Annotated in this window: 26 protein-coding genes; 25 read left to right on the forward strand and 1 reads right to left on the reverse strand. The window is 62.5% G+C overall.

What is annotated here, in order from left to right; all coding sequences use genetic code 11:
• Positions 1-19: 19 nt before the first annotated feature.
• From gcvP to AC07RZ_RS14855, 3 genes are all read left to right on the forward strand, one after another.
• Positions 20-2,884 carry an aminomethyl-transferring glycine dehydrogenase gene (gene gcvP / locus AC07RZ_RS14845; protein WP_494668477.1) on the forward strand — a complete coding sequence of 955 codons (2,865 nt, stop codon included), beginning with the start codon at positions 20-22 and terminating at the stop codon, positions 2,882-2,884.
• 79 nt (positions 2,885-2,963) lie between these two features.
• Positions 2,964-4,094 (forward strand): glycine cleavage system aminomethyltransferase GcvT, encoded by a 1,131-nt coding sequence (gene gcvT, locus AC07RZ_RS14850; protein ID WP_494668478.1) that lies wholly within the window; start codon positions 2,964-2,966, stop codon positions 4,092-4,094.
• Between the two features lie 358 nt (positions 4,095-4,452).
• On the forward strand, positions 4,453-5,421 hold the full coding sequence (locus AC07RZ_RS14855) for a sulfonate ABC transporter substrate-binding protein (RefSeq protein ID WP_494668479.1): 969 nt from the start codon (positions 4,453-4,455) through the stop codon (positions 5,419-5,421).
• 426 nt (positions 5,422-5,847) lie between these two features.
• Here AC07RZ_RS14855 and AC07RZ_RS14860 read toward each other — a convergent pair whose 3' ends face one another.
• On the reverse strand, positions 5,848-6,006 hold the full coding sequence (locus AC07RZ_RS14860; protein WP_494668480.1) for a hypothetical protein: 159 nt from the start codon (positions 6,004-6,006) through the stop codon (positions 5,848-5,850).
• Positions 6,007-6,035: 29 nt separating this feature from the next.
• Between AC07RZ_RS14860 and AC07RZ_RS14865 the strand changes: the two genes are divergently transcribed.
• The 22 genes from AC07RZ_RS14865 (at position 6,036) to AC07RZ_RS14970 (ending at position 23,834) form a co-directional block, all read left to right on the forward strand.
• Complete coding sequence (locus AC07RZ_RS14865; RefSeq protein ID WP_144737883.1) at positions 6,036-6,449, forward strand: hypothetical protein; 414 nt, start codon at positions 6,036-6,038, stop codon at positions 6,447-6,449.
• A gap of 90 nt (positions 6,450-6,539) precedes the next feature.
• Positions 6,540-6,917: a hypothetical protein gene (locus AC07RZ_RS14870; protein WP_342830984.1), complete on the forward strand. Its 378-nt coding sequence runs from the start codon at positions 6,540-6,542 to the stop codon at positions 6,915-6,917.
• Positions 6,918-6,950: 33 nt separating this feature from the next.
• Entirely contained in the window at positions 6,951-7,562 is a 612-nt protein-coding gene (locus AC07RZ_RS14875) for a hypothetical protein (protein ID WP_494668481.1), read from the forward strand.
• Between the two features lie 22 nt (positions 7,563-7,584).
• Positions 7,585-8,481: a hypothetical protein gene (locus AC07RZ_RS14880; RefSeq protein WP_144737880.1), complete on the forward strand. Its 897-nt coding sequence runs from the start codon at positions 7,585-7,587 to the stop codon at positions 8,479-8,481.
• A gap of 2 nt (positions 8,482-8,483) precedes the next feature.
• Positions 8,484-9,095, forward strand: a complete 612-nt coding sequence (locus tag AC07RZ_RS14885) for a Pvc16 family protein (protein ID WP_144737879.1) — start codon at positions 8,484-8,486, stop codon at positions 9,093-9,095.
• Complete coding sequence (locus AC07RZ_RS14890) at positions 9,092-9,667, forward strand: peptidase associated/transthyretin-like domain-containing protein (protein ID WP_144737878.1); 576 nt, start codon at positions 9,092-9,094, stop codon at positions 9,665-9,667. The genes AC07RZ_RS14885 and AC07RZ_RS14890 overlap by 4 nt, the downstream gene beginning before the upstream one ends.
• Before the next feature lie 19 nt (positions 9,668-9,686).
• Positions 9,687-11,291 carry a phage tail sheath family protein gene (locus tag AC07RZ_RS14895; protein ID WP_494668482.1) on the forward strand — a complete coding sequence of 535 codons (1,605 nt, stop codon included), beginning with the start codon at positions 9,687-9,689 and terminating at the stop codon, positions 11,289-11,291.
• Between the two features lie 58 nt (positions 11,292-11,349).
• Positions 11,350-11,796, forward strand: coding sequence for a phage tail protein (locus AC07RZ_RS14900; protein WP_092392591.1), 447 nt, complete (start codon positions 11,350-11,352; stop codon positions 11,794-11,796).
• 15 nt (positions 11,797-11,811) lie between these two features.
• Positions 11,812-12,168, forward strand: coding sequence for a hypothetical protein (locus AC07RZ_RS14905; RefSeq protein ID WP_144737876.1), 357 nt, complete (start codon positions 11,812-11,814; stop codon positions 12,166-12,168).
• A gap of 11 nt (positions 12,169-12,179) precedes the next feature.
• A complete protein-coding gene (locus tag AC07RZ_RS14910; protein ID WP_494668547.1) occupies positions 12,180-12,344 on the forward strand; it encodes a DUF6760 family protein in 165 nt (54 codons plus the stop codon).
• 1 nt (position 12,345) lies between these two features.
• Positions 12,346-12,834, forward strand: a complete 489-nt coding sequence (locus AC07RZ_RS14915) for a phage tail protein (protein WP_144737875.1) — start codon at positions 12,346-12,348, stop codon at positions 12,832-12,834.
• A gap of 47 nt (positions 12,835-12,881) precedes the next feature.
• On the forward strand, positions 12,882-14,393 hold the full coding sequence (locus AC07RZ_RS14920; RefSeq protein WP_494668483.1) for a hypothetical protein: 1,512 nt from the start codon (positions 12,882-12,884) through the stop codon (positions 14,391-14,393).
• Positions 14,393-15,040, forward strand: a complete 648-nt coding sequence (locus AC07RZ_RS14925; protein WP_494668484.1) for a CIS tube protein — start codon at positions 14,393-14,395, stop codon at positions 15,038-15,040. Before AC07RZ_RS14920 ends, AC07RZ_RS14925 begins: the two co-directional genes overlap by 1 nt.
• Entirely contained in the window at positions 15,033-16,073 is a 1,041-nt protein-coding gene (locus tag AC07RZ_RS14930; protein WP_494668485.1) for a phage late control D family protein, read from the forward strand. The genes AC07RZ_RS14925 and AC07RZ_RS14930 overlap by 8 nt, the downstream gene beginning before the upstream one ends.
• Positions 16,070-16,690, forward strand: coding sequence for a phage baseplate assembly protein V (locus AC07RZ_RS14935; RefSeq protein WP_494668486.1), 621 nt, complete (start codon positions 16,070-16,072; stop codon positions 16,688-16,690). Before AC07RZ_RS14930 ends, AC07RZ_RS14935 begins: the two co-directional genes overlap by 4 nt.
• Before the next feature lie 8 nt (positions 16,691-16,698).
• Positions 16,699-17,112 (forward strand): PAAR domain-containing protein, encoded by a 414-nt coding sequence (locus tag AC07RZ_RS14940; RefSeq protein ID WP_144737870.1) that lies wholly within the window; start codon positions 16,699-16,701, stop codon positions 17,110-17,112.
• Positions 17,109-17,504 (forward strand): GPW/gp25 family protein, encoded by a 396-nt coding sequence (locus AC07RZ_RS14945; RefSeq protein ID WP_494668487.1) that lies wholly within the window; start codon positions 17,109-17,111, stop codon positions 17,502-17,504. Before AC07RZ_RS14940 ends, AC07RZ_RS14945 begins: the two co-directional genes overlap by 4 nt.
• A gap of 14 nt (positions 17,505-17,518) precedes the next feature.
• A complete protein-coding gene (locus AC07RZ_RS14950) occupies positions 17,519-17,734 on the forward strand; it encodes a hypothetical protein (RefSeq protein WP_494668488.1) in 216 nt (71 codons plus the stop codon).
• Positions 17,735-17,745: 11 nt separating this feature from the next.
• Positions 17,746-20,832: a baseplate J/gp47 family protein gene (locus AC07RZ_RS14955; RefSeq protein ID WP_494668489.1), complete on the forward strand. Its 3,087-nt coding sequence runs from the start codon at positions 17,746-17,748 to the stop codon at positions 20,830-20,832.
• A 4-nt stretch (positions 20,833-20,836) separates the two neighbouring features.
• Entirely contained in the window at positions 20,837-21,982 is a 1,146-nt protein-coding gene (locus AC07RZ_RS14960; protein ID WP_494668490.1) for a hypothetical protein, read from the forward strand.
• Entirely contained in the window at positions 21,979-22,992 is a 1,014-nt protein-coding gene (locus tag AC07RZ_RS14965) for a phage tail protein (protein ID WP_494668491.1), read from the forward strand. Before AC07RZ_RS14960 ends, AC07RZ_RS14965 begins: the two co-directional genes overlap by 4 nt.
• The gene (locus AC07RZ_RS14970; RefSeq protein WP_494668492.1) at positions 22,989-23,834 is read left to right on the forward strand and encodes a hypothetical protein; all 846 of its coding nucleotides are present in this window, start codon (positions 22,989-22,991) and stop codon (positions 23,832-23,834) included. Before AC07RZ_RS14965 ends, AC07RZ_RS14970 begins: the two co-directional genes overlap by 4 nt.

Consider the following 23,834-nt stretch of genomic DNA (forward strand, 5'->3'; position numbering starts at 1 on the left):
TTAAATGAAGGAAGCACCCATGACACAATCACGGCCTGCTCTTGAAGATCTGGCACAACATGCCGATTTCATTGAACGCCATATCGGCCCGGATCAATCCCAGCAACAGGCCATGCTGGCTGCCCTCGGTTTCGACTCGATCGAGGCGCTTATCAAGAAAATCGTGCCGAGCGCCATCCTCGAGCGCCATCCGCTGAAACTCGGCGCCCCGCGCAGCGAAGCGGAAACGCTGGCAGCCTTGCGCGAAATCGCCGGCAAGAACCAGCTGTTCAAATCCCATATCGGCATGGGCTATTACAATTGCCACACGCCGACCGTCATCCTGCGCAACCTGCTGGAAAACCCGGCCTGGTACACCGCCTACACGCCGTACCAGCCTGAAATTTCCCAGGGACGGCTGGAAGCGCTGCTGAATTTCCAGACCATGGTGACCGACCTCACCGGCATGGAAATCGCCAACGCCTCCCTGCTGGATGAAGCCACAGCCGCGGCCGAAGCGATGACCTTCTGCCAGCGCCTGTCGAAAAGCAAGAGCAACATCTTTTTCGTCTCGCAAGACTGCTTCCCGCAGACCATCGACGTGCTGCGCACCCGCGCTGCGCCGATCGGCGTCGAGGTGGTGGTCGGCGATCATCTCAAGGACCTGGAACGGCTGGACTGTTTCGGCGTGCTGCTGCAATACCCGACCCTGAACGGCGAGATCAACGACTACGCGGCTAGCGCGCGCCTGGCGCACGAGAAACAGGCGCTGGTGGTGGTTGCGGCCGACCTGCTGGCGCTGACCTTGCTGACGCCGCCGGGAGAATTCGGCGCCGACGTCGTGATCGGCACCGCCCAGCGTTTCGGCGTGCCGCTCGGCTACGGCGGTCCGCACGCAGCGTATTTCGCCACCCTGGATGCGCACAAGCGCGTCATGCCAGGACGCCTGGTCGGCGTGTCGATCGACAGCCGCGGCGAACCGGCTTACCGGCTGGCGATGCAGACCCGCGAACAGCATATCCGCCGCGAAAAGGCCACCAGCAACGTCTGCACGGCGCAGGTGCTGCTGGCCAATATCGCCAGCATGTACGCGGTTTACCATGGCCCGCAAGGCTTGAAGACGATCGCGCAACGGGTGCACCGGCTGACCGCGGTCCTGGCCGAGGGCTTGCGCCAGCTGCACCATGCGGTGCCGACCGCCAGCTTCTTCGACACCATCACCGTGCATACCGGCGGCCATACCCAGGATATCCATGCCGCGGCGCGCAGCCAGTCGGTCAACCTGCGCCTGATCGACGACGGCAGCGTCGGCATCGCGCTGGATGAAACCAGCACCCGCGCCGACGTCGAAGCGCTGTGGAGCATCTTTGCCATCGGCAAGCCGCTGCCTTCGTTCAGCGCTCTGGAAGCCAGCGCCGAAGAAAAAATACCGGCAGCGCTGGCGCGCAGCAGCGCCTACCTGACGCATCCGGTATTCAACAGCCATCATTCGGAAACTCAGATGCTGCGTTACCTGCGCGCGCTGGCAGACAAGGACCTGGCGCTGGACCGCAGCATGATACCGCTCGGCTCCTGCACCATGAAGCTCAACGCCACCACCGAAATGATCCCGGTGACCTGGCCGGAATTCGGTTCCCTGCATCCGTTTGCGCCGCTCAACCAGGCCCAGGGCTACCAGCAGCTGGTGGCCGACCTGGAGCAGATGCTGTGTGTCTGCACCGGCTACGATGCGGTATCGCTGCAGCCGAACGCCGGTTCGCAGGGCGAGTACGCCGGCTTGCTGGCGATCCGCGCCTACCACCATAGCCGCGGCGAAGGCCAGCGCAATATCTGCCTGATCCCGAGTTCCGCCCACGGCACCAATCCGGCTACCGCCCACATGGCCGGCATGCAGGTGGTGGTGGTGCAATGCGACGAACAAGGCAATGTCAACGTCGCCGACCTGCGCGCCAAGGCCGACCAGCACGCCAAGGACCTGGCGGCGCTGATGATCACCTATCCGTCGACCCACGGCGTGTTCGAAGAAGCCATCGGCGAGATCTGCGACATCGTCCATGCCCACGGCGGCCAGGTATACATCGACGGCGCCAACATGAACGCCATGGTCGGCTTGTGCGCGCCGGGCACCTTCGGCGGCGACGTCTCGCACCTGAACCTGCACAAGACTTTCTGCATTCCGCATGGCGGCGGCGGTCCCGGCGTCGGTCCGATCGGCGTCAAGGCCCACCTGGCGCCGTTCCTGCCGGGCCACCGCATGCTGGAAAAAGGCATTGCGCCGGTCTCCGCGGCGCCGTGGGGCAGCGCCAGCATCCTGCCGATCACCTGGGCCTACATCACGCTGATGGGCGCGCAAGGCTTGCGCCAGGCGAGCCAGGTGGCGATCCTCAACGCCAACTACATCATGCACCGGCTGGCGCCGCACTATCCGGTGCTGTACAGCGGCAGCGACGGGCTGGTGGCGCACGAGGGCATCATCGACCTGCGTCCGCTCAAGGACAAGACCGGGATCACGGTGGAAGACGTCGCCAAGCGCCTGATCGACTATGGTTTCCATGCGCCTACCATGTCGTTCCCGGTAGCCGGCACGCTGATGATAGAACCGACAGAAAGCGAATCGAAACAAGAGCTGGACCGCTTCTGCGACGCCATGATCGCGATCCGCGAAGAGATCAGGGCGGTCGAGAACGGCGACATCAAGGCGGAGCAGACGGCATTGCGCCATGCGCCGCATACCGCCCAGGACCTGACTGACGAATGGTCGCGCGCCTATTCGCGCGAGCAGGCGGTGTTTCCGCTGAAATCGCTGCGCCAGGACAAGTACTGGCCGCCGGTCGGACGGATCGACAATGTCTATGGCGACCGCAACCTGGTCTGTTCCTGCCCGCCGATGTCGGATTACGAATAAGGCCAAGGCGGGCGCCGCATGCGGCATGCGCGCGCCCGCCGCGACGATCCGACCAGGCTTTTGATAAAGGACATTTCACATGAGTGACACCACCAGCGCCGCAGCAGCGGCGCGCACCCCGTTATACCAGCTGCACCTGGAGCTCGGCGCCAAGATGGTGCCGTTTGCAGGCTACGACATGCCGCTGCAATATCCGACCGGCATTCTCAAGGAACACAACCACACCCGCAGCCAGGCCGGCCTGTTCGACGTTTCGCACATGGGCCAGCTGCGCCTGAGCGGCGCCGGCGCAGCCGCTGCGCTGGAATCGCTGGTGCCGGTCGACATCGTCGACCTGCCGGTGAACCGCCAGCGTTACGCGCTGTTCACCAATCAGCAGGGCGGCATCCTGGACGACCTGATGGTCGCCAATGCCGGCGACCACCTGTTCCTGGTGGTCAACGCAGCCTGCAAGCAGCAGGACACCGAGCACTTGCGCAAGCACCTGTCCGGCCATTGCCGGATCGAAGAATTGAACGACCGTTCCCTGCTCGCCTTGCAAGGGCCGGCTGCCGCCGCGGTCATGGCGCGCCTGGCGCCGGACACGGCGCAGATGGTGTTCATGCAGACCGCCAAAGTCACGCTGGCCGGCAGCGAATGTTTCATCAGCCGTTCCGGTTACACCGGCGAAGACGGCTTTGAGATTTCGGTGCCGAATGCCGGCGCAGAAACCTTGGCGCGGCTGCTGCTGGCGCAGCCTGAGGTAGCGCCTATCGGCCTCGGCGCGCGCGATTCGCTGCGGCTGGAAGCCGGGCTGTGCCTGTACGGCCATGACATGGACGGCAGCACCACGCCGGTCGAAGCCAGCCTGGGCTGGGCTTTGTCGAAGGCGCGCCGCGCCGGCGGCGCCCGTGCCGGCGGTTATCCGGGCGCGGAACTGATCCAGCGCCAGCTGGAGCAGGGCGTCGGCCGCAAGCGGGTCGGCCTGCTGCTCAAGGATCGCATGCCGGCGCGCGAAGGCGCCGAGCTGGTCGACGCCGACGGCAAGCAGGTCGGCAAGATCACCAGCGGCGGTTTCGGGCCGACGGTGGGCGGTCCGGTGGCGCTGGGTTATGTCGACAGCGCCCATGCGCAGGTCGGCACGCAGCTGCAAGCCGTGGTGCGCGGCAAATCGGTGCCTATCGAAGTGGTCAAGACGCCGTTCACCCCGGCTCGCTATTTCCGCGGCTGAAGCCCGGGTACAGGCGCCTGGGCTGGCGCCGGCAAACTGAAGGACAACATGTTTCGCTCAATTGAGGCGCGGGCCTCAATTGAGCGCGTTCTCCTGCCATTTGGAGGACCGCATGGAGGGCAGGCGACATCATTGGCCGCGCCGCTCAGCGTTGGGCGCAGTCGATCAAGTTCCAATGCGGCCGGCCGTTGCAATGTCTTGCTTGTCCAGCAAATCATAGGCCAGAGTTGCCGCATATATGAATTCCAACTATCTGGAGATGATTTTATTCGTTCGTTTTGTTTTGCCTTCTTATTAAGCTCGAGCTGAGCGCTGCTTGCAGCTTGACCAGGGTAATCCGTTCCATCGGGAAGACAACATGAGCGACAACAATCAAAACCAGGCAAGCCGACGCCGTCTGCTGCAGGCGAGCATAGGCATGGCTGCCGTTGCGGCCTTTGCGCCGTTTGCAGTACGCGCGGCGCAACGTGAACTGCGCGTCGGTTACCAGAAAGGCCTGCTTAGCCTGCTGAAAAAGCGCGGCACGCTGGAGCAGCGTCTCGCGCCGCTGGGCGTGACGGTCAAATGGATAGAATTCAGCGCCGGGCCGGTGCAGCTGGAGGCGTTGAATGTCGGCTCCATCGATTTCGGCGACGTCGGCGAAGCGCCGCCGATTTTTGCCCAGGCCAACGGCACGCCGATTGTCTATATCGCCGCCACCGTGCCGCGGCCGGCAGTCGAGGCGGTGCTGATTCCGGCTGTATCGGCGATCAGGACGGTGGCCGACCTGAAGGGAAAAAAGATTGCCTTGAACAAGGGTTCGAACGTCCACTATTTCCTGGTCAAGCTGCTGCAGAAGAACGGCTTGAACTATGGCGACGTCAACCTGGCATGGCTGTCGCCGGCCGACGCCCGCGCCGCCTTCGAGAAAGGCGTGGTCGATGCCTGGGTAATCTGGGAGCCGTTCCTGGCGGCTGCCGAGAAGACCTTGTCGGCGCGCATCCTGGCCGACGCCAGCGGCGTCGTCAAGAATCGCGCTTATTATTTTTCATCCAGGGATTATTCGCAAAAGAATGGCGATGTCCTGGCCATCGCTGTCGAGGAACTTAACAGGATCGATACCTGGGGCAGGGCCAACCGCAGCGACCTGGCGGCGGAACTGTCGGCGGTGTGGGGCTTGCCCAAGCCGGTCGTCGATACCCTGGTTGCCCGCTCGTCCTTCGGCACCGAGCCGATCACCAGGTCGATACTGGCCGAACAGCAGCTCATTGCCGACACCTTTTTCGACCTGAAGCTGATCCCCAGGCAGATCGACGTGCGCGACGCCGCGCCCGCCGCGCTGGGCTGAACAGAGGGCGCGGCCGCAGCAGTTTCTGACGGGGGCGCGATTGTTTCCCCCAATGGCCGGCAAGGAAGAGTTCCTTGCCGGCTTTTCATTTGCCGAAAGCGTGCGAAAACATTTGCGCAGAAACCGGTTGCGGCAGCAGTCCGTAGCTAAAAACAACAATAGCATCGGCGCGCTACGGTTGCGCCAAAGATAAAAACGCAGGCTGCCATTTTTACAGCTTATTGAACCTTATCGGTCGCCGCGTTTCCAATTCCTGCAAAGCGCCGGCACGGATCCGTTCCGCTCTATGTGCCGCGGTTTCTTCCCAGCCGCTTCTCGCGAAATTGCATGTCCGCCGAAATCTGCGCGGTTAGCCGAATCTCTCCATCCGCAAATTAAAAAAACAAAAAAGATCAACGTACCATCAAAAATTTTGCTTAGAACCTGTCACATTTGATAGGTTGCTTTGTGGAAATAGAGTGCGTATTGTCGACAAGCAATAGAAGAAAATCCCTCACCAAAAACAGGCGCTTGCTTCGCTGGTTTGTCGTTTTTTTCCGACGGATAATCGAGGGCATGCACTTGCCCGAGGGCGGATGATGTCAACCAATTCTCTTTAGAAAGGTTTTTCAATCATGAGCGAAACTGTCTATCAACAAGTGCAACTGCAAATCACCAATGCCCAGGCTGGCCAGAATATCTGGATCGATTTGCAGAAAGTAGACCTGCCGGTGGCTTGGAGCACAGGCCCGGCTTTCGATGGTTCAGGCGGCATCAATATCACGGTGCCTGGGTCAAGCAGCGCCTTGCCGCTGAACTCCTTCATCATCACCGCCTCCTCGGTGAAAGTCTCGACTGTTTCTTCCGGTGGCGGTGGCGGCGGCGCCTTGTCCTTCAATGTCACGCTGTACCTGGTGGCGCAGGCGGGCATTCAGAATTTCAGCCTGCGCTCGCTGTCCGATCCTGGCGTGATGGTGCAGGCCCAGGTTGGCTTTGCCCAGCCGCAGATGGTCAACCAGACTTTCTCGCAATTCCCTTGGGGTAAGTAACAGCCCTGGCGTTCCCGATGGTCCGCAGCATTGCTGTGCGGCCGGATTCCGCTTGGATGCGGAGTCCGGCCGTCTTAGAGGAGATTGGCTATGGAATACACCATTGCATTCAGTTTCACCACGGAGAACGGCGCCGACACGCTGTCGGCGCAGCTCACCATCACGGACAGCAACGCGATTTCGATGGACGGCAACCAGCCGATCCAGATCGGTCCGGTATGGAGCGCCACGCCACCCTTGACGGCTGTCGGCGTCGCGCAAAAATCGCTGTCGCTGACGGCAGCGCAAAACACCACCGGCAGTCCGCAGTCGATCAAGGTCACGCTGCCGTTCAAGGCGGTGGGCACCAGCCTGTCCGGCAGGTTCGAGTCGGCCGGCATCCCTGTCAATGCCCAATACCAGTTCCTCGGCTACGCGAATTCCGGCCGCATCCCCACAGGCAATTTCACGATTCCGTTCCCAAACTGATTTCCGACCGATGTGCAACTGATGGCGGCCGCTATGGATGCTAAAGAGAAAAACAATGTCAAGGACACGGTTGCGGCGGGCGCCGGCCCGTCCAACCCGAAGCCGGCGCCCGGTCCCGGGCCGGCAGCACCCGCGCCGGCGCCGGCCGTGAGCGTGGCCCAGATGATCAGCAACGACCGCAAGACGCTGCCCGAGCAGGCGCGCCAGTACCTCGGTGCGCATTTGCTTGCCAATCCCAGCCATGTGCTGAACGAGCGGTGCTTTCGCGACTGCCATTCCTTCAAGCCGATCACGCTGACCTTCACCAGCCTGCGCGCCAACAGCAAGGCGTTCCTGTCGCTGCAGCCCGACCAGGACGCCATCTGGAGCGATGGCGGCGAAAGCGAAAGGCTGGTCGGCCTGAGTTTTTCCAGCCGTGTCGATCCGGTCATCTATGTCCGCAATTTCCTGATCAACGCGCGTGAAATGTATCTGCAGACATACAAGGATTGCAATGAGATACAGGTCAACCTGTACCTGCGCACCGACCAGCACGGCGTCAAGGGCAAGGTCGACCTGCCGCCCGGCGCCAGCGTTACCCTGCAGTCGAGCAACGACCGCAGCACCGTCATTGGCCTGAGTTCCTTTGCCATCGACCTGGAATGATATTTACCTGTGAAAGGCCGTCATGATTACTGCACTGCCAGTTGAACCGATCGAGCCTGCCGCGGCCACCGTGCCCGATACGGCAGCATCCATTCCAGAATCGCTCCCTTTGCTGCCGGTGGTATTGCAATTCCAGAATGTCGCCGCCAACTCGAACCTCAACTTCACCTTCACCACCGCAGGCGCGTACTGGTCGCTAGGCGCGAAGTCGGGCGACAGCCTGGGTTTTTCGTATAACGTCACGCCGCAAAGCGCCGAAAGCGAATCGTGCATCCAGCAGATCGAATTCAACAATGCGGTGCTGTCGATCCGCACCGGGGATATAGACCAGGCCAGCAGCGGCTTTACCCTGACGCTGTTCCTGCAGGTGCGGGACGGCGTTGACTACCTGCAAGGGTATTGCACCCTTAACAACGAGGCTGTGGTGACCGTGAGGATCGGCGCCCAAAGCCCGGTGCAATGGCGTAACGGCCGCATCAGCGCGGTGCTGGTCGGTTCGGAAAACATTTACCGCAACATCAGCTTCACCGTCCGCGGCGCCTATGCCGGCAACAAGATCGACCTGACCCTGACCACCAAAAAGGGCCTGGGCAAGGTCAGCTGGTCGCTCGGGCCGCCATTTGCCGAAGCCAGCGGAGTCCAGCTGGCCAGCATGATGGGCACGATTCCGCTGGCGTCCATGTCGTACGGCGTCAACACGCTCTCGTTCATTACCTCGGTGCTGGCCGACAATACCTCAAGCACGAGCGCCAGCAACCCGTTGGAGTTTTACCTGAACGCCTATATCGTCTACGCTGCCAGCGACCTGAACTACGTTTACCTGAAGACTACCTGCAACAGCGACATCACGGTATATGCCCAGATCGGCAACCGCCAGCCGCAGATCGTCAGCCAGTCCGACACCGTGTTTACCCTGTAACGATGAGCCAGCCAAACAGCGATGGCGGACAGGTCTTGCGCAGCGTCAGCGAGTCTTTGCGCCGGCTGATCCGCCACCATATTCCCGAGCTGCAGGCCGAATCGGCGGTGGTGTTCGATTCGCCGGGCGAGATCGACAGCCAGGATGAAACCAGGCTGTCGCTCTACCTGTACCAGACCGAACTCAATCCCTACCTGCGCAACCTGGCGCCCAGCCTGACCCGCCAGCCCGGGGCCGAGCGGCGGCCGAGCGCGCTGACGCTGACGCCGAGCCCGCTGGTGGTGGACCTGCTGTACCTGATGGTGCCTTACGCCAGGTCGGCCGAACTGGAGCTGGTGCTGGTGGACCAGCTGGTGCGGCTGTTCCATGACGTCGCCCAGCTGTCCGGCGAATGGCTGGATCCGGTGCTGAAACGGAGCGGCAACGACAACATCGCTATCGTGCCGGATTCCGGTTCGATCGATACCTTGCGCAATATCTGGGCCGGTTTTCCCAACAAGACTTACAAGCTGACCAAGCTGTACACGCTGTCGCCGGTGCGGATTCCATCTGGCCTGGACCTGCAGGCGGACATGGTGACCCAGGCCGATCCGGCCTATCAGGAACTGCCATGAAACTGAGCGCCGTGGTGCAGCTGATCGACGGCTTCAGCCAGGCGCCTGCGGTCGGGTTCCAGCCGCGCTTCCTGCTGAACCAGAAGCCGTTCATGCCGCTCGCCAAGCCGCAGGCGTTTTATGCATTCAGCGACCTCGACGACGGCGATTACCGGCTTACCGCCCTGGCGCCGCAGTTCTTTGCGCAAGAGGTGACGTTCCAGGTGCCGTTGCGCCTGCCGCTGGCCGCCGCCATCGTTCCTTGCTACCTGGCGCCCAGTCCGCTGTATCCCTACCCGCCGGGGACCACGCTGATCCGCGGCCAGGTGCTGCAGGCCGGCAGCAAATCGCCGCTGGCCGGCGTCAGCGTCAGCGCCAGTTATCCGAACTGGCAGGGAAAACCGAAGAGCGCCGCCACGCTGAGTTCGGATTACGGCAAGTACGACGGCCGCTATGCGCTGGCCCTGGGCGGCAAGCTGGCCCAGGATACGCAAGTAGTGCTGAGTTTTAGCAAGGCTGGTTATGCAAGCGTAGAAAAGCAGTTGCTGCTGCAATCCGCAACCACGCAGTTTGTGGATATTGAAATGCGTTAATTGTTAAGAAGGAATCATCTTGGCAACCACCTATCGTCACCCCGGCATTTACATCGAAGAAGTGCCGAGCGCCCGCAACATCCAGGGCGCGTCGACCTCGACCGCAGCCTTCGTCGGCGTCACCGAGTTCGGCCCGTCCGCGCAGCCGACCCTGATCACCAGCTGGAACGCCTACCAGCGCCAGTTCGGCGGGCTGGTCTGGTACGGCATGGTGTCGTGGGCCGTATTCGAATTCTTCAACGAGGGCGGCACCGCCTGCTACGTGGTGCGCGCCGTCGACAGCAAAGGCAACGGCAAGGCGGCTACCGGATCGGCCAGCGGCATCAAGATGACCGCGGTCACCCCCGGCACCTGGGCCAATATCCTGAAATTTGCGATCAGCAACGCCAGCGGCCCCGACACCGCGGTTTCGCTGGTGTTCAATCTGAGCGTGGTGATCGATCCGACGGCGCTCAAGGCTTTGCCTGCGGGATCGTCCGGCGCCACCTTGCAAGCCTATGTGGTGCAGAACAACCTGCAGCCGACCAAGATCGGCGACACGCTGTATTACGTGCTAGAGTCTTTCAACGGCTTCACCGCGGCCAGCATGAGCCCGGGCGGCGCACTGGCGAACGCGGTCAATACGACTTCGATGTTTGTGCGGGTGGAGACCAGCGGCACCACGCGTCCGCCCAACAGCGGCAAGAGCGCGACGCCGCTGGCAGGGGGCGCAGCGACCACCTGGGATTTCGAGAGCGCCACCAACACGCTCAGCACCGTGCAGGGCATCAGCCTGCTGGCCATCCCGGACACAGTCAACGCTGCCGACGCCGGCGGCAATCCGAACCAGGCCTCGCAAGCTACCGCCATCAACGGCGGGCTGCTGTTTTGCGAAGGCGCCAAGAACCTGTTCTATGTCAGCGATCCGCCGTTCGGCCTGGATGTCCAGGGCATCGGCAATTTCAAGTCGGGCAGCGCCACCTCGCCGGCGCTCAATTCCAGCTACGGCGCCATCTACTATCCGTGGGTCTGGATCTACAACCCGATCGCCGGCGCCAATGTGCCGATGCCGCCGTCCGGTCCCTCGCTCGGCCGTTACGCCTATACCGACAATAATGTCGGCGTCTGGAAGTCGCCGGCCGGGGTCAACGACGGCGCGCTGCTGAGCGTGGTGCAGGTGCAGACCCAGCTCACCGATTCGGACCAGGACCTCCTGAATCCGAACGGCATCAATGCGGTCCGCAATTTCCTCAACTACGGCAATGTGATCTGGGGCGCCCGCACGCTGGCTGCGAACGGCAGCGAATGGACTTATGTCAGCGTCAGGCGCCTGTTCATCTATGTCGAGCAAAGCCTGAAGCAGAGTTTGCAATGGGTGGTGTTCGAACCCAACGACCAGCAGACCTGGGCATCGGTGACGCGCGACATCAGCGCTTTCCTGACCACCCTGTGGCAGTCGGGCGGCCTGTTCGGCGCCAGCGCGGCGGAGGCGTTCTTCGTGACTTGCGACGCCTCCAACAATCCGCCCGAGACACGCTCGCTGGGCCAGCTATATATCGATGTCGGCCTGGCCCCGGTGTTTCCTGCCGAGTTCGTCATCATCCGCATGACGCAGAAAATCGCTGGCCCGGATTCCGGCTCATGACGGAAACGGGGAAACGGACCTGCCTCTTTCCAAACCAATTTGACTGCGGAGAATCACCATGGCCACACAACTCACCAATCCCTACCGCGGTTTCCGCTTCCAGGTGGAGATCTCGGGCATCCAGGTCGCGGCGTTTTCGGAAGCCACGATCCCGGACAGCACGGTCGAAACGGTGGAATACCGGGAAGGCACCGATCCGGTCTACAAACGTTCGTTTTCCGGCCTGACCACTTACGGCAAGCTGAGCCTGAAAAAGGGCTTGACCGATTCGATGGAACTGTACAACTGGCACCAGCTGGTGGCCTTGCAGGGGTCCACCGCCAAAGGCGCGCAGAAAAACATCTCGCTGATACTGCTCGACGCCGGCGGCGCGGCCAAGGCGCGCTGGAACGTCATCAACGCCTGGCCCAGCAAATACGAGAGCACCGGCCTGAACGCCTCGAGCAGCGACGTGATGGTGGAAACCTTCGAACTGACCATCGAATACATGACCAGAGTGTCTTAACCGGGAGCAGCCAGCATGAACGCAATCAGCACCGAAATCGAATTTACCCTGCCGCTCGGCTACCGCGACGGCGACGGCAACCTGCACAAGAACGGCGTGATGCGGCTGGCCACCGCCGGCGACGAAATCCTGCCGTTGAAAGACCACCGGGTGCAGAGCAACCCGGCCTACCTGACCATCATCGTCCTGTCGCGCGTGATCGTGCGGCTGGGCAGCCTGGACATGATCAACACCAAGGTCATCGAAGACCTGTTCGCCGCCGATTTCTCTTACCTGCAGAACCTGTACAACCGCATCAACCAGGTCGACGGCGAAGACAAGGTGGTGCAGATCGAGAGTTTCGAAGCCGCGGGAAAGCGCGCTTCCCTGTAGCGCCCGACCAGCTGTATGCGGAAATTGCTTTTCTGGCATACCACTTTCACTGGTCGTACGGGGAAATCCTGGCAATGGAACACGCAGAGCGCCGCCGCTGGTGCGGGGAGATCAGCAAGATCAACCAGGCCATGAACAGCGACGATCGGCACAAAAGCCTAAATTTGGGAGCATGACATGGCTACCGGCCGCAATCCATCCGGCGCAGTATCGCAGCGCAAATCCGGCCCGCCGGCGAACCCTTTCAAGTCGTACAATTTTTACGTGGAGGTCGGTGGCATCGTGGTCGGCGGCTTCACCACGGTCGAAGGCCTGCAGTCAAAGATCGAAGTCAAGAGCGTGCGCCAGGGCGGCGTCAACGATCTCGAATACAAGCTTGGCGGGCAGGTGACGTATGTCGACCTGGTGCTCAAGGCAGGCATCACCGCGCTGGATCCGATGTGGCTGTGGTACCAGGCCGCCCTGAACGGCAAGATCAAACGCCAGAACGGTTCGATCTACCTGCTGGACGATGAAGGCAATCCTACCGTCAGCTGGAATTTCTACAATGCCTGGCCGATCGAGTGGCAGGGCCCGAGCCTGGACGCGGGCCAGAACCTGGTGGCCAGCCAGAGCTTTACGCTGGCGCACGAAGGGATCAAGAAAAACAGCGGGAGCGGCGGCTGATGACCAGGCCGACGCCAGTTTCCCTTGCAAGCAGGAGGCACCACGCCATGCACCTGGCGTGCGCCGGCGCGGCCAGGGATTTCCAGGCCGGCATCGCCGCCGGCAGGCTGGCGCTGGCCGGCCACGGCCTGGGCTGGCCGGAATACTGGCCGGGGCTGGACCTGGCGTTCCTGCACATGCCGCGGTCGGCTCCGCCAGGCAAGATCGCGCACTATATCTCGCAGCACCATCATTGGCTGCGGCTGGTGCAGCAGCACCTCCATCCCGCCGTTTCTCAGGAAATCCGCCAGCAGATATTGCAAGAAACGCAGCGGCAGGTAGAGAGCCGTTTCGAAAAGCATGACCTGCAACGCCTGCAGCAGGTATCGCGGTTGCTGCTCGCCGTTCCTGCAATCGGGCGCATTGGCAGCATCGTGCTGCAGCGGCAGGCGCTGCTCCGTTCCGCGGCCGTGCCGGCTGAGGGTGCAGGTTCGCAGCGATCCGGAAAAAAGGGGCGTGTCCAGCAACGGCCGCAGCGCCTGGCATTGCCTGGCCAGGCCGATCATTTTCAACGAATTGTCGCCGAGCCCATGCCCGGGCGGGCGGGCCATTCCGCCGCATCCTCGCTGACACTGCTGATGCCGTACACGCAGGCTGCGCAGGCAAAGCATCCGGTAACGACGCTGGTGCAGCGCCTGGCCGGCATCATCAGGCAAACAGCGCTGCGAGCGCCGCAACGATTGTTCCGCTCCGCATCGCCTCAGCGCAATGCAGTGCGAGCCATAAACCGCGCGCCGGCCGCCAGCCGTCGCCCGGGCTCGCCGCAGCCCATCCATGCGGCAGGCAAGCTGCGGGAGCTCGGGTCCGGCATGGGCCCAGCACAACCCACGGCGCCAGAAATGCGCTTGGAGTTGCGGTATTCCCGTTATCTGGACAGGCATGATTTCATAGCCAGGCAAGAACAGCGTTTCTATATACGGAAAAACCAGGCCCTGCGCCGTCAGGACGTCGCTCGCCGTGGCGATGTCCTGTTGCCGCAGCTGGCCGGCAGGAACCGCCTGCATGCCAGGTCCGGCAGCCAGGCGCAGCAGATCGCAGGAAGCACTGGCCGTGCCGGACGTGACGGCACGGCGCAAGGCTTTGTCTATAAATCCATCTTGCCGCGATTGCCGGCAACCGGCGCAAGGACGGCCCGCATGCAATTGCAAGTCGCGGCAGCGCCTGGTTCATCGCCGTCGCCGACGGCAGCCATTACCTTGCTTGCGCCGATGAACGGCCCGGTTGCCGGCGACCAGGTCTCTCTCCAGCCCTACCAGGCTGGATTCACCGCCACGCTGGCTTACCGGCGCCAGGCGCAAACCAGGCAGGCGGAGGTGCAGCGGCAGATCGAGCGCATCGAGCATACGGTGCATACCAAGGTGGTGCGCGAGATCATGCATGACCGTCAGAACCAGCAGCATATCCGCAGCGTGGTGACGGCGGCGATGCTGTCGCCGCAGCTGGTGCAGGCGCTGGCGCGGCAGGTGCACGCCAGCATAGAGCAGCGTGCCGGCATCGACCGTTACCGCAGGGGGCGCTGATGCTGGAAATGGCCAAAATCGTGGTGCAGCAGACCCAGGAAGAAATTCCTGTCATGTACAACCCGACCGAACTGTCCCTCAACAAGACGGTAGTGCTGCTGGGGCAAGGTTCGAATATCCAGTTCCAGCGGGTCGACGACGACGACCTGACGGTTTCCCTGTTTTTCGATACCTACGAACAGCAGACCGACGTCCGCGCCAAGACCAACAAGATCGTGGCGCTGACCCAACCGACGGTCGGCAACGCCGAACGGCGCGAACCGCCGGTAGTCGTTTTCACCTGGGCCGGCCCGCTGTTCGTCGGCATGATCAGCAAGCTTGACCAGAAGTTCACGATGTTCCTCAGCTCCGGCGTGCCGGTGCGGGCGGAACTGTCGGTCACCTTCAAATCGGTGCTGACCAAGGAAGAGGACCAGCGCGCGCAAGGCAAATTCAATTGCCGCCAGCTGTGGCGCGTCAAGGAAAACGACCGCCTGTACCTGATTGCGCAGCAGGCCCTGGGCGACGCCAGCCAGTGGCGCCTGATCGCCGCAAGCAACAATATCTACGATCCGCTGAATTTTCCCGGCCGCCATGACATCGGACGCATGCTGGTGATCATCGACGTCCACGGCGAGACATACAACAACGGAGGCAGCAATGCCTAGCGTCCAGACCGGCGGGTTCCGCATACTGAAAAATCGGAGCGCCTTGCCGACCTCGGTGATCGCGGCGATCCAGAGCGTGCGCGTGGAAGACGAGATAAACATTCCCACCATGTTCAGCTTTACCCTGAACATCGTTTCATCCGGCGGCGCCTGGCAGGATGTCAACCTGGATATCTTCAAGCCGGGCGACGAAATCACGGTATTCCTCGGCCTCGACAGCCTGCAGCAGATGGTCAGCGCGCAAATCACGGCGATCGAGCCGCATTTCAGCGACTATTCCACCGCCACCATCCGTGGTTTCGACCGCATGTACTGGCTGAAATTCGGCACCCGCACCAGGACCTACCTGAACCTGGACGACAATGAAATCGTTTCCCAGGTGGCGCGCGCGGCCGGCCTGACCGTGAAGTTGTCGGGCAGTCCGGCCATGGTCAACGACTATGTGCTGCAAAACAATTCCTCCGACTACGATTTCCTGATGGGCCGTTGCGCGCAGCTCAACTACGAGCTGCTGATGGACGACACCACCCTGGTGTTCCGACCGTCGGCGGAGGGCGGCAGCCCGGTCAAGACCATGAACTATCCGACGGATATCAGCGACCTCAGGCTCAACCTGAAATTGCCGACCATGGGCAAGCAGGTCACGGTGAAGGGATATGACGTTGCATCGAACAAGGTGCTGACGGCGGCGTCCTCCGGCAGTTCGCAGGACAAGATGGGCGGCAAGGAAACCGGCTACCAGCTGGCGCAGGCCTTTCCGGATTCGGACATCCAGCTGGAGCGGCCCGACCTCAGCACCCCGGAAGCCCTGCAGGCAATCGCCAATGCGCAGTACAAGCGCAACCTGAACCAGTTCATCGAAGGCAGCACCAGCGTGCTGGGCGACCCGGACATGGTGGCCGGCGTCAATGTCAAGCTGAGCGGCCTGAGCCAGCGCTTCAACGGCATTTATTACATCACTTCCAGCGTCCACAGCTACGACGTCAACGAAGGCTACCAGACTGAATTCAAACTGAGAAGGACGGGCGTATGAACATGGATGAAGGATTTTCTTCGGGCAGCATGACGCTGGGCGTGACCCTGGGCACGGTCAGCAACACCAAGGACGACAAGGGACTGGGCCGGGTCAAGGTCAAGTTCATCCTGAAGGGACAGGAAATCGAATCCGGCTGGCTGCAAGTCATGAGCTTTTTCGCCGGCCCCGGCTACGGCGCGTTTTTCCTGCCGCAGCCGGGCGATTCGGCGCTGCTGGCGTTTGCCGACGGCGACGCCAGCCAGGCCTATGTACTGGGCTTCATGTGGAACGGCGTGCAGAAACCGCCGCTGGAAGCCGCGCAGCAGCAGGACGTCCGCGTGATCAAGACCAAGGGTGGGAAAACCATCACGTTGGACGACTCCGAAAAGGAAAACATCACCATTACCGACAGCAAGAACAACCGCATCGTGATCGATACCGCCAACAACAAGATATCGATCAGCAGCGAAGGCGATTTCGCCATCAGCGCCAAGGGCACGCTGACCATCAGCGGGGCGCAGGTGGTGGTGCAGAACACAGCCGGCAGCGTCAAGGCGGACTTGTCGGGTTCCTCCATGCAGCTGCAGGGCGGGCAGAGCATCAAGCTGTCGGCCGCCATGATCGACTTGAACTAGGAGCAAACATGGCACAAGGCGCCGCCAGGCAGGGCGACAGCATCGTCAACGCTGCCGATATCCATATCGTGCTGGTGCCGAGCCCGGGCGGGCCGGTGCCGACGCCGCAGCCGTTTCCGTTCAACGGCAAGATCACGCTCAACACCAGCCTGAATGTGCGCATCAACAGCCGGCCGGCGGCGACCGTGGGCTCGATGGCGCAAAACATGCCGCCGCACATACCCGCCAGCGGCGCCTTCCAGGTTCCGCCCACCAACCTGGGCCGGGTAGTGATGGGCAGCATGACGGTGCGTATCAACGGCAAGGCGGCGGCGCGCGCCGGCGACTTCTGCGAAACCTGCCACGATGTGCCGCCGGCCGGGCCGCAGGGGCCGCCGCCCACGGTGCAGGTGCTGGGCTTGAGCACGGTGAACATAGGATGAACGGCTCGGCGGACAGCGATTTCCTCGGCCAGGGCTGGGCCTTCCCGGTGGCAACCAGCGGCGGCAAGGTGCAGCTGGCGGCCGGCGCCGAGGACATCCGGCAGGCGCTGCTGATCATCCTGCAAACCGCGCCTGGCGAGCGGGTGATGCTGCCAGCCTTCGGCTGCCGCATCAACGAACTGGTGTTCGCGGCCGGCAACGCCACCGCCGTCAGCCTGGCGCAGCTGTATGTGAAGCAGGCGCTGGACCGCTGGGAGCCGCGCATCCAGACCTTGCAGGTGAACGTGACGATTACGCCGCAGCAGCCGAACTGCCTGCAGATCGCGGTCGACTACCTGATCCGCGACCGCAACCAGCCGGCCAACCTGGTGTTTCCTTTTTATCTTAAATAAAACCGGAGTCAAGCATGAACCACGAAATCATCGAGGCCAGAATCAGAGAACTGAAAGACAATTACCAGGCCGGGCAAACGCAGCTGCGCTCCCTCGAAGCGCAGCAAAAAGACTTGCAGCAAACCCTGCTCAGGATCAGCGGCGCAATCCAGGCGCTGCAGGAGCTGCTGGACCAGATGCAAGGCAAGGAGCCGGATGTCCAGCCTAACGTCATGCATTTGGCCAGGTAATCCGGCGCGCCATGGCTGACCCGATCCTGGACTTCCGCACTGCCGAGCAGTTTTATCAGCAGGCGCTGAAGCTGGCCCAGACCTACGCTCCCGAATGGAGCGCCTACTGGCCGGCGGCCTTGACCGCGGCCACGCCGGATCCGGTCGGCGCGGCGCAGGCGGTCAACCAGGATCCGGGCCTGGTCTTGCTGAACCTGTTTGCACAGCTGGCGGCCTATACGGCAGGGATCGAAAACCAGATTCCGAACCAAAGGCGGCAGGCATTTTTCCAGTGCATGGGCATGCAGCTGCGGCCGCCGCTGGCAGCACAGGCGCCGCTGCAATTCACGCTCAAGCCGGAGCAGCCGGCGAAGACGGTGCCGGCGCAGACGGCGGTGCTCGACGCCGATGCCCAGGCCGTCCGCTTCCAGACCAACCAGGACTTGCTGGTGGTGCCGGCCAGCCTGTGTGCTGCCATGACCATCATGCCGGCGCAAGACCAGTACATCGACGCCATGCCGGCCTTGGCTTCGAGCGCCGCCAGCACAGAGGGAGTGCCGCTGTTCGTCGCCGACGAAACCGCGGATCCGGCCGAGCAAGCGCTGGGCCACTGGTTCATCATGGGCGACAGCCAGCTGTTCAAGCCCGATCCGGCCCTGCAAAGCATCACCATCACGCTGTACGGCAAGCAGCTCTACAGCGATTATTTCGGACAGTGGTTCGACGGCGCGCTGACGCCGCTGAGCGCGAAGCTGACGCAATCGGCCGACGCCCAGCAGCTGGAAATCCGGCTCGACCAGAAGCCGCAGGCGGCGGCGCTGACGATTGCCCAGGTGCAGCAGGAAATCTATCGGCAGGAAGACCCGGGCGCCGGTTTCACCGACGACGTCCTGCTGGCCGAGCCGGACCAGCAGCGGGAATACTGGCTGCTGGTCAAGCCCAGCCCGCAGGTCAAGGTGCTGGCGTCGCTGGCGCAGCAGCTGCCGGTCATCACCGGCATCCAATGCACGTTCAAGGGCGATGCGATCCAGCCGCAGCAAGCCGCATGCAACGTGGTGCTGCTCGACATCACGAACGGCGCCTATCCTTTCGGCCAGTCGCCGCAAGCCGGCGACGCCTTTTATATCCGCAGCGACAGCGTCTTTGCGCGCAAGGGCGCGCTGGTCAACATTTCCTTCCAGCTGACCGCGGTCGCCGTCGAGTATCCGGTCACCCTGTATTGGCAATTCTGGGACGGCAAACAATGGCAGTCGTTCAACCAGACCTTGGCCCAGGCCAGCCAGTACCAGTTTGTCGACACCACCAGCAACCTGCAGCACGACAATCCCGACGGTCCGACCCGGATCCAGTTCCAATGCCCGGCGCTGGGTGAAACCACGGTCGCCGGCGGCACCGGCTTGTGGATACGCGCGGTGATCGCCGCCGGCGGTTATGGCGAGGCCGGCGGTTTCACCACCACCAGCGTGGCCGATACGATAGAAAGCATTCCCGCCGCGATCCTGACGCCGGAGCAGAAAAACAGCGTGATCGCCTACCTGAACGATGTCGAGGGCGTCAATTTTTCCTACCAGTTCAGCCAGTCGCAGTTTTATCCGCCGTATATCCAGTCGCTGCAGATCGGCTACAGCTATGCGGCGCCACCGACCCGCTACTGGAGCTACAACGCCTTTACCATGAGCCGCTTCCTGTTCAGCCCTTTCAAGCCGGTGGAAGAGGTGCTTACCGGGTTTTATTTTGCCTTCAGCACAGCCGATTTCGACAAATACACCTTGGGCAACAAGCTGACCCTGTATTTCTACCTGCAACAGGAAAGCGCCGCGCCAGGCAGCCGCCTGCAATGGGACTACTACGACGGCCAGGCATGGCAGGCGCTGCCGGTGGACGACAGCAGCTACGGGCTGAGCCGTTCCGGCATCGTCGGTTTCACCGTGCCGGCCGGCATGCCTGCGTCCTACCTGTATTCGCAGACAGCGTACTGGTTCCGCATCAACAACCCGCATGTCAGCCGCACCATCCGGGTCTACGGCATCTATCCGAATACGGTCATGGCCAGCAACATCACCGGCGTCGACGATGAGGTGCTGGGCTCAAGCAACGAGCAGCCGTCGCAGACTTTCGCGCTGGACTACACGCCGGTGCTGCCGAACCTGGACCTGCAGGTGATCGAAGCGCGCGGGCTCGACACCGTCGCCCAGGACGACGCCGCGCAAGACAGCACCGGCGACGCCACTGCCGGCAGCGAAATCAGCCGGCAATGGCGGCAGGTCGACAATTTCACGTTCTGCGGCCCCACCGACCGCGTCTACACGCTGGATTGCCAGAACGGCCTGGTGACTTTCGGCGACGGCTACAACGGCATGGTCCCGCCGCGCGGCTACAACAACATCGTCGCCGCCCATTACGACTATACGCAGGGACTGGCGGGCAATGCCGGCGCGCATCGCCTGACCATGCTGCGGCCCGGCATCAGCAACATCGACGGCGTCGACAATCCGGCGCCGGCGGCGGGCGGCGTCAACGGCGATACAGTGGCAGATATCGCCGCGAACAGCCCGGCGCTGGTGAAAGCGGGCGGTTATGCGGTCGAGCTGAGCGAGCTGAGCGCGCTGGCGGCGCAGTCTTGCCAGCAGGTGGCGCAGGCGCGCGCGCTGGAAACGCCGCAACAAGACATCAGCATCGTCTTGCTGGCGCTCAGCAGCGCGCCGGCGCCTTACACCAGCCCGGAAATCCTGAACCAGGTAGCGGCCGCCGTCAAGCTGGCGTGCCTGGCGCCGCTGGCGCCGCGCATCAGCACCCGGGCGCCGGATTTCGTGGCGATCGATGTCAGCGCGCAGCTGGCGGTCAGCTGTGCGCCAGACCAGAAAAACGCCCTCCAGCAAAACATAGGACGCCAGCTGCAGGCGTTTTTCCAGCCGGTGTTCGGCGGTCCCGGACAGCAAGGCTGGCGCTTCGGGGAAACCGTGCAGGCTTCCGCGGTCAGCCGTTTCCTGCGCACGCTGCCGCAGGTCGAAACCGTGCTCGGCCTGAACCTGAACGGCCACCAGAACGGCAACATCGCGCTATTGCCGGCGCAGCTGCCGGTGGCCGGCCAGATGACGTTGTTACTTTACCTGGAGTAGGGCGATGAGCTTCGAATTGCCCGACCTCGACCGGAAGACCTACCAGCAGCTGGTGGTCGAGCTGGTGCGCAAGATTCCCCAATACACCAAGCTGTGGACCGACTATAACGACAGCGATCCCGGCATCACCTTGCTGCAGCTGCTGGCCTGGCTGGATGAATCGCTGCTGTACCAGGCCAACCAGATCCCGACCCTGACCGACGAAAACTTCCTGCGCTGGGTGCTGGGGCTGGCCTTCAGCAGCAACCAGACCGAATACAGCAAGGCTGCCCAGACCTACTACGATTTCGATTTCCTGGCACTGCAGGCGGCGCTGGCGCAAATCGAGCAAGGGCAGGCGGCCGGCAAGGCGACGCTGCAAAAGGAAATATTGCTTTACCTGCAAAGCCCATACCTGGCCCTGACCTTGCCGAATATCGAGGTCGTGGCGATGCAGAGCAACCGCATGATCGAATTGCTGTATGACCAAGCCGTGGCGCAGCAAAAGAAAACCCACTCCAGCATCCCGGTGCCGGTTCCGCTGTATGTGCAGCAAGCATACGCGCAGGCAGCAGAGCAGGCCAGCACCGCCTATCTCTTGAGCGACGCGCCCTGGAACTATGTCTATCCGCTGTATCCCAACAAGCAGCAATATGCCTATTCCAGCACGACCATGCGCCGGCTGCTGCTGTTGCAGGGAAAAGACGAGCGCGCGCGGGAACAGACTTTGCTGAACCAGGTGAATTACTACCTGCAGCCGCGCGTGATTGCGGGCAGCGCGGTGCGGGTGCAGATGGCGCAGCTGACCGCGATCGACCTGACCTTGTCGATCCGCTGCAGCGCGGCCACGGTCATGTCGGTCACGCTGGATGCGCTGGTGAACCTGCTGTTCGGCTACCTGCTGCCGGCCGGCGGTCCCGATGGCCGCGGCTGGCCTTACGGCCAGGCGCCGCAGGCCGACGACCTGCTGCACCTGATCCTGAGCGTGCCGGGCGTGGCTGCGCTGGAAAGCATGGACTATAACTTCATCCCTACCATCGTCCTCAACCAGATGGCGCAGCTCGGCGCCAACACCACGCTGGCCGACTTGCCGTCGGGGCGCAGCGCCATGCTGTACCAGGGCTTGCCGCGCTTGCGCTGCCTTGACATCACTGCGAGCAGCCAGCCATGAGCAAGCAGCCATCCAGCTACCAGCGCTACCTGCCGGCGATCTACAGCGGCAAGGATTCGGCGTTTGTCGGCGACTATCTCAAGATATTCGAGAAGCTGCTGACCGGCATCGGCGACGGCGCCCTGGACGGGCGCCGCGGCATCCAGGAATTGCTGAACGCGGACGTCGCCGGCAACCTGTTTTATCCGCGCCTCAGTTTCCTGTTCGATCCGGCCAGCACGGATTTCATCCCGCCGATTTCGGCTGCAAAGCCGAACCAGCAGCAGGCCATCCTGGCCAACCTCGACAGTTACATCGGGGTGCCGCCAGTGACCAATCCGCTGGCAGCCTACGTCGCCGGGCAGCCCGCCGCGGGCTCGGCCCAAAGCGGGATCGAAGCCTGGCTCAACAGCTTCCTGAACTGGCTCGGCGGATGGGTCGACCTGACGCTGGACAACAGCTGGAACATTGACAAGAAACGCATGGTGACGGCGCAGATCCTGGCGCTGTACCGGTTGCGCGGCACGCCGCAGGGGCTGGGCTTCATGCTCGATTTGCTGCTGGACCTGCCAATGACCATCCAAGGCGTGCAGTACCAGATGCCGGTAGACGGATTCCCGGCCAAGGCCGTGCCGGTCAAGGGGCCGATCACGCTAACGGTCAGCAACCCGGTCCCGCCCTGCATCCGCGTCGCCGGCCAGGCGCAGGGAGCGTTTATCCTGCAAGAGCGCTACCACGCCGGCAGCCAGGTGGTGTCGGGCTATTTTCCGTGGCTGTTCAATGTGCAGATCACGCTGCCCAATGCGCTCAACAGCGGCTTCGTCCTCACCAGCCAGAACACGCAGCAGGTCCTGCGCCTGCAGCAGCAACTGCAGCAGCTGCTGGCCGCCATCAAGCCGGCCGCCAGCCGTTTCACCACCACCATTTTTCCCAGCATGCAGTTGCAGGCGGTCACGCCGGAGACGCAAATATGCAATGCCGCAACGCTGGGCATCAACACTTTTCTGGGCCTTCAAGGGAAAAATAAATGAGCGCGTTCATTCCACCCATTCCATCCGACGTCGCGGTGCGCCTTAATTATCATGACGGCATGTTCCTCACCGCGCAAAACATGACGCTGGAGCAGAATTATTTTTCCAACTGGATCAAGCTGCAGAACCAGTGCCTGTACACCCCAGGCGTGCTGAACGGCTTCGACGTCACGCTGCAGAACAATACCCTGGTGGTGGCGCCCGGCGTCGGCTTCGATTCCAGCGGCGATTTCCTGGTGTTTCCCGGCACCAGCGGCAACATGGTGCCGGCAGCGACCAACCTGGGCGACAGCTACGGGCTGTATGCGGTATACCCGCCCACTCCCAATGTTTCCACCGACACCCTGGACCAGGCCGCCGTGCTGCAAAGCGCTTCATTGACCTATCCGCCGAGCTATTCGATCATCCTCGCCACGGTAACGATGGACAGCGCCAACCCCGGCATCATCAAAAGCATTGCCGACAGCCGGCAACCGGTCACCAGCCGCCTGCCGGCCGTGCTGGGCAAGCCGGCGGCAATCCAGTCGAGCCTGGCGCAGGGCCTGGACGGCGCGCGCCACGGCAGCGTCACGTTCGATACCCGCACGCTGCTGAAAGTCGGCGACCGGGCGCCGTCGCAACAGGTGTTTTACCTGGCCGCGGAGGGACCAGCTTTCAACGTGCCGCCCAGCGTCCACGCCACCGTGGTCGGTTCCGTCCCCTATGCGGTCAGCGTCAGCAATGTCGGCACTTCGCAGTTCACCTTGGACCTGGTGGCGATAGAAACCCGCGCCAGCAGCGAGCCGTCGGCGCAGGTGAACTGGCTGGCCTTGTCCAATTCTTCCACGCTTGAGAACGCCTGA

Source organism: Collimonas sp. GW821-FHT07E08 (genome assembly GCF_059418905.1).

Bases quoted from the DNA above. Each gene is read 5' to 3' on its own strand.
- AC07RZ_RS14920 (WP_494668483.1), top strand. From the start codon at position 12,882: ATGCACCTGGCGTGCGCCGGCGCGGCCAGGGATTTCCAGGCCGGCATC.
- AC07RZ_RS14855 (WP_494668479.1), top strand. From the start codon at position 4,453: ATGAGCGACAACAATCAAAACCAGGCAAGCCGACGCCGTCTGCTGCAG.
- AC07RZ_RS14930 (WP_494668485.1), top strand. From the start codon at position 15,033: ATGCCTAGCGTCCAGACCGGCGGGTTCCGCATACTGAAAAATCGGAGC.
- AC07RZ_RS14940 (WP_144737870.1), top strand. From the start codon at position 16,699: ATGGCACAAGGCGCCGCCAGGCAGGGCGACAGCATCGTCAACGCTGCC.
- AC07RZ_RS14890 (WP_144737878.1), top strand. From the start codon at position 9,092: ATGAAACTGAGCGCCGTGGTGCAGCTGATCGACGGCTTCAGCCAGGCG.
- AC07RZ_RS14900 (WP_092392591.1), top strand. From the start codon at position 11,350: ATGGCCACACAACTCACCAATCCCTACCGCGGTTTCCGCTTCCAGGTG.
- AC07RZ_RS14915 (WP_144737875.1), top strand. From the start codon at position 12,346: ATGGCTACCGGCCGCAATCCATCCGGCGCAGTATCGCAGCGCAAATCC.
- AC07RZ_RS14965 (WP_494668491.1), top strand. From the start codon at position 21,979: ATGAGCAAGCAGCCATCCAGCTACCAGCGCTACCTGCCGGCGATCTAC.
- AC07RZ_RS14950 (WP_494668488.1), top strand. From the start codon at position 17,519: ATGAACCACGAAATCATCGAGGCCAGAATCAGAGAACTGAAAGACAAT.
- AC07RZ_RS14870 (WP_342830984.1), top strand. From the start codon at position 6,540: ATGGAATACACCATTGCATTCAGTTTCACCACGGAGAACGGCGCCGAC.
- gcvP (WP_494668477.1), top strand. From the start codon at position 20: ATGACACAATCACGGCCTGCTCTTGAAGATCTGGCACAACATGCCGAT.
- AC07RZ_RS14865 (WP_144737883.1), top strand. From the start codon at position 6,036: ATGAGCGAAACTGTCTATCAACAAGTGCAACTGCAAATCACCAATGCC.
- AC07RZ_RS14935 (WP_494668486.1), top strand. From the start codon at position 16,070: ATGAACATGGATGAAGGATTTTCTTCGGGCAGCATGACGCTGGGCGTG.
- AC07RZ_RS14955 (WP_494668489.1), top strand. From the start codon at position 17,746: ATGGCTGACCCGATCCTGGACTTCCGCACTGCCGAGCAGTTTTATCAG.
- gcvT (WP_494668478.1), top strand. From the start codon at position 2,964: ATGAGTGACACCACCAGCGCCGCAGCAGCGGCGCGCACCCCGTTATAC.
- AC07RZ_RS14945 (WP_494668487.1), top strand. From the start codon at position 17,109: ATGAACGGCTCGGCGGACAGCGATTTCCTCGGCCAGGGCTGGGCCTTC.
- AC07RZ_RS14875 (WP_494668481.1), top strand. From the start codon at position 6,951: ATGGATGCTAAAGAGAAAAACAATGTCAAGGACACGGTTGCGGCGGGC.
- AC07RZ_RS14905 (WP_144737876.1), top strand. From the start codon at position 11,812: ATGAACGCAATCAGCACCGAAATCGAATTTACCCTGCCGCTCGGCTAC.
- AC07RZ_RS14880 (WP_144737880.1), top strand. From the start codon at position 7,585: ATGATTACTGCACTGCCAGTTGAACCGATCGAGCCTGCCGCGGCCACC.
- AC07RZ_RS14885 (WP_144737879.1), top strand. From the start codon at position 8,484: ATGAGCCAGCCAAACAGCGATGGCGGACAGGTCTTGCGCAGCGTCAGC.
- AC07RZ_RS14970 (WP_494668492.1), top strand. From the start codon at position 22,989: ATGAGCGCGTTCATTCCACCCATTCCATCCGACGTCGCGGTGCGCCTT.
- AC07RZ_RS14925 (WP_494668484.1), top strand. From the start codon at position 14,393: ATGCTGGAAATGGCCAAAATCGTGGTGCAGCAGACCCAGGAAGAAATT.
- AC07RZ_RS14960 (WP_494668490.1), top strand. From the start codon at position 20,837: ATGAGCTTCGAATTGCCCGACCTCGACCGGAAGACCTACCAGCAGCTG.